This window comes from Rhodopirellula sp. JB055 (genome assembly GCF_043100905.1).
In the GTDB taxonomy this organism is placed as follows: domain Bacteria; phylum Planctomycetota; class Planctomycetia; order Pirellulales; family Pirellulaceae; genus Rhodopirellula.
The window spans coordinates 1-13,333 of record NZ_JBICHO010000199.1; the positions used below are offsets into that span (position 1 = coordinate 1).

The window sequence follows — 13,333 nt, forward strand, 5'->3', positions numbered from 1 at the left end:
GATCGGCTGAAACATACATCTCGCCTGTGCTTCCCAGATATGCGTTGATATCCTTATTGCCTCCGTTCAGATCAAGGCCGATAGTCATCATATAATTCGGGCGGATCATATCCTTGAAGTAATACACGTCCTTCAGATCGATCACGGTGGTTTTGCCTTTGATATTGTCCGTATGTTTAGGAGCGGCATTCATCTCAAACACGTTCCTGCATGCATCATACAGCTCCTCCGCACTATTCAGGCCGGTCAGCTCCAGATACATTTCCAGTTCATCGGCGGGGTATCTCTTTACCTCCTTAAGAAATCTTTCCCTGCTATCTGCACCGAAGATCATTGCTTCACCATCATCATAATAACCTACGTTAAGTTGTACCGCTGCATTTGCAACTATATATACATCATCGTCTATCATCCTTGATGAAAGATACCGCCCCTCATAATCATTATCGCTGATGAGGACTGGTTTTGCCCTGTTCTCTATATCATATACCTTTACATTTGTGCTTCTCACAAAGGCTCCGTTGAACAGCAGGTCTAAAATATAGCGCTCGCCTGCATTGCCCTGCAAGTATTCAAATCTTGAATTCCCATTTATTATGACCAGTTTGTCCTCATATATATATATTTCACTAACTCCCGAATCACAGTCCACCTTTGAAATAACCTTCAGGTCAGCGGGGTCCGCATTAGCAATAGTAATCTCCCTGTCACGGACAATGTACAGATATCTGCCATCTGTTTTGATCAGATCCGCCTCTTCTATCCCCCCCACCTGGTTGTTCGTACCTGAATAGTCGGACGACTTGTTCGATTCCTGAGTTGAAGCACTGCCTGCAGGTCGGTCATACGATGCATCACCGTTGGCTTCATACTGTACATCCTCATCTATAATGCCAGGTGTGATCCGTACATCATCATCCTTAAGATAATAAGACATATTATCATTGTACCTGAGCAATTGATATAAGCTTTCAATGTCGTTGACAGTCGGAAGGACAGAAGTGTCCTCCTCTTGACCTGTTATGCTCCCTGGTTCCTTTGATATGTGAACGCTGTTGGTCTTTCCATCCCATCTGACACTATACCCAAAGCTTTCAGATATATATCGCAGCGGGATAAATGTACGGCTGTCCCTGCTCAGCACACTACAATCGAGATACTCAACAGCCCCGTTGTTCAGAACTGCTCTGTTGCCGACCTCAAGCATTATCTCCTGATTATCGTCCTTCACTATGACGATTTTATCATCAGCATTCCAGTCTACAGTCACACAGATACTTTCAAAAAAACCACGGAACACGATCCCGATGCCATCAATGCCTCAGACGGTGTTTCATTGGTCGCGATTTGCGTTCGCCAAAACAACCAAGCACCCGCCAACATCAAAGCGACCAACAGAATCCCTGCCGGGAAACCGCCCGCACCCAATGTTTCGCAAACAAAGTGATGCGGGTCCGCGATGATCTCGTGCGACTCCGGCGATCGAAAACGATGGTAGGCCTGTTGGTAATTCCCCGGTCCGGCACCGGTCCAAGGAGAAAACTCGACCATTCGCCAAGTCGCTTCCCAGTACTGAAAACGATAACGCACCGATTCCGGCAACGAGGCGATCCAGCCCGTCCCGAACCAGCCGCGAGCGGCCAAGGGCAAGGCGACAAACACCGCCGCGATTGCGAACGAACACGCCGTCATCCAGCGTCTTCCTCGCGAAGTCGCCCAAGCGAAATCCATCACCATGCAACTGCTGACAATCAAGACCGACAGCACGCCCGCACGACTCTGCGTTTCCATCAGAGCCAATCCCAGTACCGCCGCGATCAATAACAACCCCACCAACACAAACACAGACTGGCCCGGCGTTTGTCCAGCCTGCGTGGTCTCGGCCCTCAAGTGTTCAGACTGCTCGCCCGCATGATCCCACCCGACCCGCAATCGCGAGCCCCACTTGGGGAAAGCCTCCCCGAGCACGGGTAGCAAAACGGCAATCACGACGACCAAACTCATCGCCAGCAAACCAGCCAAGGTATTGGCCAGAGCGAACGTCGCCGTCGGCCCACCGTCTCGCAGACGGTTCTCAAAGATCATCCGGGCATTGGAGCCGGCAGGTGCGTTGATTCCCACTTCTGCCAACACACGATCTGGATCGGCATTGTATTCCCGCAACGTTTGAGGCAGAGAAACATGGACTTGATGCAGCGCATGAGTCGCCAGCATCACGCCACCGACAACGATCAATCCCAGCAAGGCAAATCGCTGCGCACCACCGCGCAAACAACGCCGCAAAACCACGAACCAAACCGCACCAGCGATCCACACCCAAGCTTCATTGCTGGCCGCTCGCCAATTGCCTCCAATCGCCCAGACTCCATCCAGGGAATCGCTCGCCCCATTCAATTGGGCGAGCGTTGAAATCCCGATCCAACCTGCCAACAAACAAACGATTGCATCGACCAGCCATTGGCGGTTTCGCTCCGCTCGGTCCTCTGAACCACGTTCGCGTTGAGGAAATAAAACGGACCATCCAACACGCAACCACAGCGCCGTTGCCGTGATCAATAGCGCCGACAAACACCACCCCAAGGCACCTCCCTGCTCAACATCCGTCGAATCGGAAGGGTGGTAGAACGCCCACAACATCAACGAAGCAAATGCCGCCAACACGACCGGCGTCACGCCATTCGCCCCAACCGATGCCAATGGCAAACGTCCGGGCAACTCTGAAGATGTCCCGCTCGATTCAGTGAGCGCGTCACGATCGACCACTCGCGGCACCGAGTCGGATTTTCTGGCGGCAGCCTTTCGTTTCTGGTTCACTTGTCCGGCCGCCGCCACTGCGTGGATTCCAAGATGCCGACCAAGGTCAACAAACACATCACGATGCCCAGAACGGCGATCGATTGCCACACACCAACGTGCGTCAACAACACCGCCGAGAGCCCACATGTCGCGGTGATCAAATGAATGGTCGCCACCGCTCCCGTCCGTGACAATCCCAAGTCAACCAACCGGTGAGACAAATGACTGTGGTCACCTTGAAACGGACTGCGGCCTTGTCGGATGCGGATCCAAATCACCGTCGTCATGTCATACAGCGGAACGGCCATGGCACACAAAGGGGCCAAAACTGCGTGAGGCCGACTGCCCACCCACCCCGCAGTGTTCCCGTCGCCGGAATCGCCCGCCGCAAACGTCGCCATCAACATGCCGACCGCGATCAAGAACCCGACCAAGTAACTGCCACCATCCCCCATGAAAATCCGAGCGGGCGGACGATTATGAAACAAGAACCCAATCAACGCTCCGGCCACAATCAACAACAGCGACGCGACCAGCAACTGCGGGCGGTCCGTGCCAGGATCGGGAATGGTCAGCATCACCAGTGCCATCGAAACGGCAATGATCGCGGCCACGCCGGATGACAACATGTCCATGTTGTCGAGCATGTTGAATGAGTTGATCACCGCGACGATCCAAACCACCGACAACAACTTGGTCAGCCAACCACCGTCGATGAACAACGACAACTCGATGTTCAATCCCCACACGATCGCCGCCGCGATTCCGAATTGGACGCCCAAACGAAATCCAACCGGCAACCCAAACCGATCGTCCGCCACACCGAGAACAACCAAGATCGTTCCGGCCAAAATCAACCACCACACGTCGCCGCATCGAGACCAAACCCCGGGCGCGTGCAACATCGCGGCGTCCCACCATCCCGCCGGCACGATCGCAGGCGACGTCAGATCCCGGATCGAAGCGACCCAACTGGGTACCGCCTCGGGATCATGCAACAACGCCGCGGCCAGCGTCGCGAGAGCAACCGTCGCCAGGATTCCGAAGTAAATCCCCAATCCACCGCCGAGCGGCGTCGGCACGGTGTGGCTGCTGTGTCCACCAGGACGATCCAGCAAACCAAGCTGAGCAGCAAATTTTCGGATCGGAAACAGCACCAACCAACTGAAAAACGCCGCCAAACCAGCGGCCACGAGCACGAGTCCGATCGTTGCCGACATGAAATCTCGCGCAAATACCAGGGTGGGTGAAACTAGAGAAAAGCAAAACCTTGCTACGCCCAAAAAGCAAAATGGTTCGCCACCGCCCACCTCGCCGTGAATCCCTGCTCCCCTCGGCGATTGGAACGTTAAAATTCGCTCGTTTCAAATCCAACATTCGCTATAATCAAAGACTGCGTCCCCCCGGATCTGAAAAGCCCACTGCTTGCCCCAAGCCAACTGGCTTTTCTCCCGCGTCCCCGACGTCCTGCCTTCCTCCCCTCCCTCCATCGCGTGCCCCGTTCATGCTATCGATCTTTCCCCTTCGGATGGCTGCAAGCCTGGCATGTTTTGCCGGACTCTTGATGCTTGCTGCATCTCCAGCATTCGCTGCCAAACCGGCCTCGCAGACCGATCAAGCCGTCTCGCCCGATTCGGTCGAATTCCTGCGTGCTCAGTGCATCGATTGCCACGATGGCCCCGACGGTGAAGGCGGTTTCGATATCCATGCCGTCTCGCCAGATCTGACCAACCCTGCCTCCTTGAAACGCTGGATCGTGATTCACGACCGAGTCGAGGACGGCGTGATGCCTCCGCCCGAAGACATCGAACTGGATCCCGAAACGGTCCGTGATTTCATCGAACCGTTGCGAGACCGTGTGAGAGCCTACCAACTCAAACAACAACGTGACGAAGGTCGCGTTCGCGGCCGCCGACTCAGCAACGAACAACTCTCTCGCACCTTGCAGGATCTGCTGCGGGTGGAGTTGCCGCTGGACGACTTGATGCCGCCCGAGCAACGCGTCGGTGGATACGTCCACTTGGCGTCGGCACAATCGATGTCCCATTTTCAATTGAACACACATTTGAAAGTCGTGGACAAGGCCCTCGACGCAGCCTTTGCCAAAGCATTGGAACCCGCATCGGAATGGGCGATCGACATGCCTCCCGAAAAGATTGCCAACAAACCCAAGGGCCGCCGCAACCGCGATCCGGAAATGCGAAAAGGCTTGGCGGTCATTTGGTCTTCCGGGCTGATCTTCTACGGCCGCATCTCATCAACTCGTGTTCCCGAAGATGGTTGGTATGAAATCACCTTGACCGCCTCGGGGTTGAAGCCGCCCAAAGACCACGGCGTGTGGTGCAGCGTACGAAGCGGCGAATGCAACTCGGGTGCCCCACTGCTGTCCTGGATCGGCAGCTTCGAAGCCGAGCCTGAACCCAAGACGATGACTTATCGAGCATGGCTGCCAAAAGGCCACATGCTGGAAGTCCGCCCCGCCGACCGAACGCTCAAACTAGGACGTTTCCAAGGTGGCCAGGTCGGGTTTGGCGAAGGGGAAGACCAAGACCTTCCCGGCGTGGCAATGCACGCGCTCGCAATGAAACGCATCTACCCCGCAGGCGACCGGAAATCGACTCGTCAGCGATTGCTGGGGACGCTCCCGCTCCGGTACAACCGCTCGCTTGGTCGGTCCGAAGTCAACGTCGACAAGTTCAATGAAAAACGCGATCGCAACGAACTGCGAGCCGCGATCATTCGATTCGCTGACCTTGCCTTCCGCCGCCCCATCGATGCCTCCACCATCGAACCCATCTTGCAACTCGCCGAAGAAGAACGCCAAAGCGGTGCTTCCTTCATCGACGCTTTGCGAGCTGGCTACCGCGCCGTCCTTTGCTCGCCACGCTTCCTTTACCTGACCGAATTTGCCGACGAGTCAGGGCGTTTGGATGATTGGGCGATCGCTTCCCGGCTAAGCTATTTCTTGACCGGTTCGATGCCCGATCAAGAACTCCGTGCCGCAGCAGACGAAGGCCTTCTTCGTCGCCCAGGGGAACTCAAACGCCAAACCGATCGTCTGCTGGAAACACGTCGCGGCCAACGTTTCCTGATCGACTTTTCCGATCAGTGGCTGGACCTGACCGACATCGATTTCACGGAACCAGACCGTCGCCTGTTCCGCAACTTCGACCCGACCGTGCAAGCGGCGATGTTGGAGGAAACCCATCATTTCCTTCAGCGGCTTCTTGACGAAGACCGTCCCGTTCGTGAACTGGTCGGTGCCGACTACACCTACCTGAACACTCGACTAGCGCGTTATTACGGCCTCACCGAATCGGAAGCCGATCTGGCTGGCTTGGACGACCAAATGTCACTTGTTCGCGTCGATCCCGCGTCGCCTCGCGGTGGACTGCTCAGCCACGGCTCCATCCTCAAAGTCACCGCAGCCGGCAACGACACCTCGCCCGTGCTGCGTGGCATTTGGGTTTCGGAACGGATCCTAGGAGTCGAAATCCCCTCCCCACCCGAAAATGTTCCCGCCGTGGAACCCGACATTCGAGGTGCCAAAACCATTCGCGAATTGCTGGCCAAACACCAAGCCGATGCGTCCTGTGCCGCCTGTCACAAAAACATTGATCCGCCTGGCTTCGCACTGGAAAACTTCGACGCCGGTGGCCGCTGGCGTGAACGCTACATGAAGAAACGTGGAAACGCATACAAACCTGGTGCCGATGTTGACCCCAGTTTTACGATGCCCGACGGTACCGCTTTCGAGTCCTTCGTCGCTTTTCGTGACTTAATCGCTGAACGCGACGAACAACTGGCCGCCAATGTGGCGTCCCATTTCACCACCTACGCCACCGGCCAAACCATTCAGTTCGCCGATCGTGACCGGATTGAAGAGATGGTTGCAAACACGCAAGACAAACAGTTTGGTTTCCGATCTCTACTGGACGAAGCCATCCACAGCGATTTGTTCCTTTCCAAGTGATCCTGGCAAATCCTCCCTCCCCAACTTCCCGCCTTCGAGTATCCATCATGAAACGCAGCAACCTTCATTCACGAAGCCCTCTCAAACGCCGAACCCTGTTGCGTGGATCCGGTGTCGCGATGGGACTGCCGTTCCTGTCCGCCATGCAGCCCGCCCTTGCGGGCAGTGACAGCGAACAAGGTTCCGGCCGAGCCAAGCGGTTTGTTGCGATGACAGTGGGCCTTGGACTGCTGCCCGAAAACCTGGTTCCCGAAGGCGAAGGCAAGAACTACCAACCCTCTCGCTATCTGAAATCCTTGCAAGACTTGCGAGAGAAAGTGACGGTCGTGTCGGGCTCGTCACACCCCGGCGTCAACGGAGGCCACCGTGCCGAAGCCAGCATTCTGACTGCCACACCGATGGGCTCGTCCGGCGCGGTCAACAACACGATCTCGATCGATCAATACCTCGCCAAATACAAAGGACACGAAACGCGGTTCCCTTCGCTGGTCTGCAGCACGGGAGGATCGACCAGCCCCTGTTACACCGAAAGCGGCGCGATGATTCCGCCGATCACCTCGGCTGCTGAACTCTTTGCCGAACTGTTCGTGGACAACTCGCCGAAGGAACGCAAGAAGCAAGCGGATCGGGTGCGACAAGGACGCAGCATCATGGACATCGTCGCAGAAGACGCGAAATCACTACAGCGCGACTTGGGAACCGGCGACCGTGACCGACTGGACGCCTACTTCACCAGTGTGCGTCAGCTCGAACAACGAATGCAACAATCGCAAAAGTGGGCCGAATTACCCAAACCAGCCGTGGACGTCACCGCGCCCGTCGACATCCGCAATCCAAACGACTTGATCGGCCGCATGAAAACCATGTGCGATGTCGTTTCCCTCGCGATGGAAACGGATTCCACGCGCTACGTCACACTGCACCTTCCCGGCAGCGGTGGTGTGGTTCCCGTCGAAGGCGTCGAGGAAGGTTACCACTCCCTCAGCCACCACGGTCGCGACGAAACCAAACTGGAACAACTCGCCTTGGTTGAAGAAGCCCTGATCGGACAGTGGGGCGATTTCCTTCGCCGACTCAGTCAGCATGGTGATTCGCACGGCAACCTGCTCGATGACACCACCGTGTTCCTTACCAGTAACCTTGGCAACTCATCCAATCACGACAACCGCAACATGCCGGTCCTGATCGCAGGAGGCGGGTTCAAGCACGGCGGGCATCTCGCGTTTGACCGCAAGAACAATTATCCGCTTCCGAACTTCTATGTCTCGCTGCTGCAACAGCACGGACTGGAAGTCGATCAGTTTGCGACCAGCACCGGCACGATGTCCGGACTTGGCATCACTGGCTGAGCCCATCGCTCTCTCTCATGATCCATTCGCTCGCGTTCAGATGTCGTCTCAGAGACGACATCTTTTCTTAACTGCGACCAGCCCCTCCACCGGGAACCATCCTGCCTCGATGGTCTCTGTCCAAGCAAGCCAACTGCGCAACCCACAGGCACCCCTGGCGGCAAACTGCATCTCAGCCGATTTCATTTGCGTGACCCAACGCCCCATAGCCCAATCATGCAGAGAAAAGTCCGGAATCACTTTCCGTCCCTTTGAGAGGCGAAAGCTGCGTCTTTCGCCATTCAGAAGGAGCAGCGTGTGCTCAGCGTGCCCCTCCCAACGGGAATTGAAGCTGCAATAAGAAAGTGGCAGCGCGTGCCCTAAAAAGATGCAACGCCGCCTAATCTTAATGCACCCAAACCTTCAGTCCCATCTTTCGGGGTGCTGGCAAAAACGTCGTCAGGACGGTCCGAGCAAGATTATTTGTCGTAATCAGGAATTCCTTCACGCGAATTCACTAACTCTGTCACGAGTTCCAAGCCCCACGAGACAGATTTGGGGGAGATAGATCGCCACAAATTCCAAGTACTTCAGAAACCGCACTCCGCTCCGGGAGACGAAGCCCACGTTTGGCCCCCATCTTGCGATTGGGAGACACCATAAGTTTCATCTCCAGCGGTCACCCAAACGACTGCGGAGATGTCAGAATTTTTTCGTACTCTCAGTATTGGATGTCACTCAATGACTCACTCCTCCGTCCTTCAACGAAGCCGCTCTGGCTTCACTCTTGTCGAACTCCTTGTGGTGATCGCCATCATCGGCGTGCTGGTCGGACTGTTGCTTCCGGCCGTTCAAGCTGCTCGTGAGGCGGCTCGCCGGATGAGCTGTGGAAACAACATGAAGCAGCTTGGATTGGCGATGCATAACTATCACAGCGCCTACAACCAACTTCCAACTCAAGGTGCCGGGACCACTCAAACCGGAGCTGGGATCTTCAATGGCTCACGGCAGTACAACAATGCAAGCCTGTCGGCCTTCGTTGGCATGCTCCCCTTCATCGAACAACAAGGACTTTGGGAGCAAATCAGCAATCCCATGAATGTCGACATCGATGGTGCGAGTCCTCCAGCCGACACTGCTCCGTTGCCGTTTCCCGCCATGGGACCAACCCCTGCCTATAGCTGGAGCGGAGACGCCTACATTCCGTACATGACGGAAATTGTCTCCTTCCGTTGCCCAAGCGATCCGGGCCAGAGCGGAACACCAGGTCGGGCACGAACCAACTACGCCGTCAACCTCGGCGACTCGAGCAACCACTTCCAAATCAACGGACCGTACGACAACAGTTTCAACATCTCCAACACTTATGGAACGATTTCTCGAGGAACCGACCGTGGAGCATTCGGCCTTCGCTACACTCATAAATTTCGCGACATCCTCGACGGCCTCTCCAACACCATTGCTCTTGGCGAAATCGCGACATCATTGAGCGATCGCGACAAGCGAACGATGCCTGCTTTGAATGCCGGTGGCAACACTGATTCGTCCGGCGTCCCAGGGAACCCAAGCTTGTGCAAGCAGTGGATCAGTCCTGAACGCCCTCAATTCTGGTCCAACGGAGCAGACGGCGGAACGGCACCCTCCCTCGAAGGAGCCAGCAGTTTGCACTTCCGCGGATCATCCTGGGCCACCTTCTACCCAGCCCACACTGGATTCCAAACGATCTTGCCACCGAACCGCGAAACATGCTGGGTCGGACACACCCTGTACCCAGGTATGTTCCCACCTAGCAGCCAGCATCCTGGTGGATGTCACGTTGTCATGGCCGACGGAGCAGTCAAGTTCATCACGGACAGCATCGAAGCAGGCGACTCAACCGCTGGAACGGTCAACTTCCGATCCTTCAGCACTGCTCCGTTGACCGGCGTTCGTGCCCCTGGCAATGCCAGCCCTTACGGACTTTGGGGTGCACTTGGCACGCGTGCCAGCCGTGAAGTGATCGGTGACGAGTTCTAAGCCACCCCCAATCACTGACACTCCATTTCATTTTTCAATCCAATCACACCAATCTCCCAAATGCTAACTTCGAAAATTTTCCGCCGCTTCATTTGCTGCTTATTCTTAGGCTCCCTCGGTCTCGCAACGGGTTGCTCCAGCGACGAAAACCGCGTCGTTGAACCGACCCCAAAAGAACAGCGAGACGCAGAAGAAGCCAAGGGCCCGCTGGGCCCCGCCAACGTCTAACCAGCCTTGATTCGAAGGACGAACCAAACGCTCCCCACTCACCGGGGAGCGTTTTCTTTTGCAGTCCCATCAGATGGCGATGCCACCATTCGGCTTCCCTCCCACACGGAGGTCGTGCAGTTTTTGAATGCTGAAACCCGCTAATACACGGCCTCGACAAATGAAACGGCCTCCACGCTCCCAAGACAAAACCACTTCATTTTTCTGCTTTTTGGCAAAACGCAGCCAGTCAAAACCTGCCCATTCGGCGCGCACTGCAGGGGCATCTTCCGCCCTCCAATCGAGGACCGTAGGTGTCTTCGTCAACACATCGCCACTTCAACCACGCATCGGGCAAAGAATTCCGTCGGAACGAAACAGTCTTTCATTAGTTTTCGAAAACGTTTTACGACACAAGAGCCCGACAGGACAACAATTTGCGTCCCGGCGGAGAAGCAGATCCAACCCGAAATCACCTCCGAACTCAACCGCTCAGATTCTAGGCAGACGTGCCTAGCAAACATGCAGCCGCGTCAGACAGCCCCACTCCCTGGAACCGGTTCGCTTCTCCCCAGGGAAGCCAGCCGTTCAGATTCCGTGAAAAACTGCTCAAATTCCCTACCCATTCCTCCCTGCCCCTCATCGGCTTTTCGGCGGACATTTCCACCCTAGACCACGCAACACCCTGCAATTCCTGCATCCCCCCAAAACCCAAGGGATAACTTTGGCCTATTGCTTGCTTATTCCTGTGCAACGCCAACGGTGCCTCATTCGGTCGCACAGACCGCACCGCGAGCGTTTCAACATTCATTCGCACATTCAAATGGAATCTCAAGCGATGCGTCGTCCTCTCTCTTTTCGTTCTTCTAGAAGTTCAGGCTTCACCCTTGTCGAGCTGCTCGTCGTCATCGCCATCATCGGCGTGATGGTCGGGTTGCTTCTTCCCGCCGTTCAATCGGCTCGTGAAGCAGCTCGCCGGATGCAGTGCTCCAACAACATGAAGCAACTGGGCTTGGCAGTTCACAACTACCACAGTGCCTTCAACATGTTCCCCGCCAACATTGGCGCCCAAGCATCGGGCAACCCAAACCGTGGTGCATCGTGGTTGGTTCAGATCCTGCCGCAAATGGAACAGTCGGCAATCTACGACAAGCTGACTTTCGTCGGCACTGACTTCAGCACCCAAGACGGTGTGAACCAGAACTGGGAAATCCTGGACGACGCAATCGTCCCTGGATTCAACTGCCCATCGAACCCCATGCAAAACTACCGCGACAACAACGCCAATGCATTGACAACTGCGTTCGGTTCACCTGACAGTTACAAAACACAAATCGTCGACTACGTTGGCGTTGCTGGCTACTACTACACCCCCGGCGTTCGCCAAGGCGAATCCGGCTGGCAGCCTGGCTCGCGTTCGGACGGTTCGCGGAACGTCTGGACCGGCTACGGCTGGATGCAAGACGCTGGCATCATCGGCATCAACAACTCGAAGTACCGCAACCCGAAGTTCGCCAGCATCCTGGACGGAACCAGCCAAACGATCGCCATCGGCGAACACTCCGCTGAAATGCCACACGCTGACGGAACTCGCTCCGACAGCCGGCCAAGCAGCCACGCTGGTGGTGCATGGAACGCTGGACCTGCCTTCCACGGCTGGTTGGGTTGGACCGCCAACATCACTGTCCCACGTTGGCCCATCAACAGCATCTACTCCGGCAACTACACCCAACTTTATGGTTACACCCTGCACAACGGCTTCCGCTCCAACCACGTTGGCGGTGCGATGTTCACCATGGGTGATGGCTCAGTCCGCTTCGTCACGGACAGCATCGACTTCGATGACGTCTTCATGGCGATGAACGGTCGCAATGACCGTTTCGTCTACGACCAAGAATTCTAAACCGCCCTCAATCAAGACCTCACGCAAAACTCTTCTGGAAGGAACTTAACTCGATGAACGCGTTCTCGCGATTTTTAACTGGAACGGCAACCCTTGCCGCTCTCACCTTGGTAACAGGATGTGGACCTGACCTGCCTCCAATCGGCGAAGTCTCAGGTGTCATCACTCAAGACGGAAAACCCGTCGAAGGCGTTGCACTCGAGTTTGTTCCGGAGGAAGGCGGACGTCCTTCAATGGCCGTCACCGACGCGGAGGGGAAGTACACCGCCAAGTTCACATCGCAAACAGATGGTGCACTGATTGGCAAGCACACCATCCGCTACGAGGTCAACGGCCCAGCCGCTCCGATGCCAGCCAGTGCCGACTCGGAGTTCATCCCCACGTCGAAGAAACCCGACATGGGCGGCAAAGGCAAACTGGAACCGACCGAAGTGGAAGTGGTGGACGGCAGCAACGAAATCAATTTTGAGTTCGTGGCTGGATGAGTTGGTTCCTTCGAAGTGCAATTGGGTTGGGACTGCTTCTAATGCTTGGTTGCGTATCGCAAGATTCGTCCAAACTAGGAAAGGTGACCGGCACGGTCTTTCAGAACGGCCAGCCGGTCCCCAACTTAGCGCTCGAGTTTCACCCTGTATCAGGCGGGCGACCCTCGCTCGCCTTCACGAACGACAGCGGGCACTTTGAGGCCATTTATCTCGCCAATGTTCCTGGAGCCAAAATTGGCGATCACACAATGCGATACGAGATGACGCCTGGCAAATTGGCGAGCGACATCTCCCCAGCAGAAATGCTGACGATCGAACGCCCCTCCATTCCCTATGGGGCGGTGCTCGATCCGCTGCAAGTGACGGTGGCACGAGGTTCCAACCACTTTGAGTTCAACCTCATCACGCCACCGCCTGCTCCTGAACAGCCATCAGTGCCCAACGCAGGAACCGAAGTGAGAACCTTCGTGGAACCGGCCCCCAACGCCGACAACACGGAACCGAAAGAAGCCACGGTGATTCAAACCATGGTGGAAGCGACCACGACCGAATGAGTACAGGGATTGACTCGGTACGTCGAATGACAAAATGCAACATCTGGTAGTGGACGAGGCAACGAGTCCCG

The 13,333-nt window shown here is 55.9% G+C and carries 10 protein-coding genes; 6 read left to right on the forward strand and 4 right to left on the reverse strand.

Annotated features, from left to right (window positions below):
- The 3 genes from ACF8AM_RS08085 to ACF8AM_RS08095 all read right to left on the reverse strand — a co-directional run.
- Positions 1-1,270 (reverse strand): beta-propeller domain-containing protein (locus ACF8AM_RS08085; protein WP_392555145.1); only part of this gene is annotated, 1,270 nt, incomplete at its 3' end.
- Positions 1,267-2,832 carry an O-antigen ligase family protein gene (locus tag ACF8AM_RS08090; protein WP_392555146.1) on the reverse strand — a complete coding sequence of 522 codons (1,566 nt, stop codon included), beginning with the start codon at positions 2,830-2,832 and terminating at the stop codon, positions 1,267-1,269. The genes ACF8AM_RS08090 and ACF8AM_RS08085, both read right to left, overlap by 4 nt.
- On the reverse strand, positions 2,811-4,016 hold the full coding sequence (locus tag ACF8AM_RS08095) for an MraY family glycosyltransferase (RefSeq protein ID WP_392555147.1): 1,206 nt from the start codon (positions 4,014-4,016) through the stop codon (positions 2,811-2,813). The genes ACF8AM_RS08090 and ACF8AM_RS08095 overlap by 22 nt, the downstream gene beginning before the upstream one ends.
- A 284-nt stretch (positions 4,017-4,300) precedes the next feature.
- Between ACF8AM_RS08095 and ACF8AM_RS08100 the strand changes: the two genes are divergently transcribed.
- From ACF8AM_RS08100 to ACF8AM_RS08110, 3 genes are all read left to right on the forward strand, one after another.
- Positions 4,301-6,769, forward strand: coding sequence for a DUF1592 domain-containing protein (locus tag ACF8AM_RS08100; protein ID WP_392555148.1), 2,469 nt, complete (start codon positions 4,301-4,303; stop codon positions 6,767-6,769).
- A gap of 47 nt (positions 6,770-6,816) precedes the next feature.
- The gene (locus ACF8AM_RS08105) at positions 6,817-8,118 is read left to right on the forward strand and encodes a DUF1552 domain-containing protein (protein ID WP_392555149.1); all 1,302 of its coding nucleotides are present in this window, start codon (positions 6,817-6,819) and stop codon (positions 8,116-8,118) included.
- Positions 8,119-8,838: 720 nt separating this feature from the next.
- Complete coding sequence (locus ACF8AM_RS08110) at positions 8,839-10,113, forward strand: DUF1559 domain-containing protein (protein WP_392555150.1); 1,275 nt, start codon at positions 8,839-8,841, stop codon at positions 10,111-10,113.
- Positions 10,114-10,410: 297 nt separating this feature from the next.
- Here the strand turns inward: ACF8AM_RS08110 and ACF8AM_RS08115 are convergent, their stop codons facing one another.
- Positions 10,411-10,647: a hypothetical protein gene (locus tag ACF8AM_RS08115; RefSeq protein WP_392555151.1), complete on the reverse strand. Its 237-nt coding sequence runs from the start codon at positions 10,645-10,647 to the stop codon at positions 10,411-10,413.
- 511 nt (positions 10,648-11,158) lie between these two features.
- Here ACF8AM_RS08115 and ACF8AM_RS08120 point away from each other — a divergent pair.
- Genes ACF8AM_RS08120 through ACF8AM_RS08130 form a run of 3 tightly spaced genes read left to right on the forward strand, consistent with a single transcriptional unit; the run spans position 11,159 to position 13,262 of the window.
- Positions 11,159-12,223: a DUF1559 domain-containing protein gene (locus tag ACF8AM_RS08120; protein ID WP_392555152.1), complete on the forward strand. Its 1,065-nt coding sequence runs from the start codon at positions 11,159-11,161 to the stop codon at positions 12,221-12,223.
- 53 nt (positions 12,224-12,276) lie between these two features.
- Positions 12,277-12,708: a carboxypeptidase regulatory-like domain-containing protein gene (locus ACF8AM_RS08125; protein WP_392555153.1), complete on the forward strand. Its 432-nt coding sequence runs from the start codon at positions 12,277-12,279 to the stop codon at positions 12,706-12,708.
- Positions 12,705-13,262, forward strand: coding sequence for a carboxypeptidase regulatory-like domain-containing protein (locus ACF8AM_RS08130; RefSeq protein ID WP_392555154.1), 558 nt, complete (start codon positions 12,705-12,707; stop codon positions 13,260-13,262). Before ACF8AM_RS08125 ends, ACF8AM_RS08130 begins: the two co-directional genes overlap by 4 nt.
- The last annotated feature ends 71 nt before the right edge of the window (positions 13,263-13,333 follow it).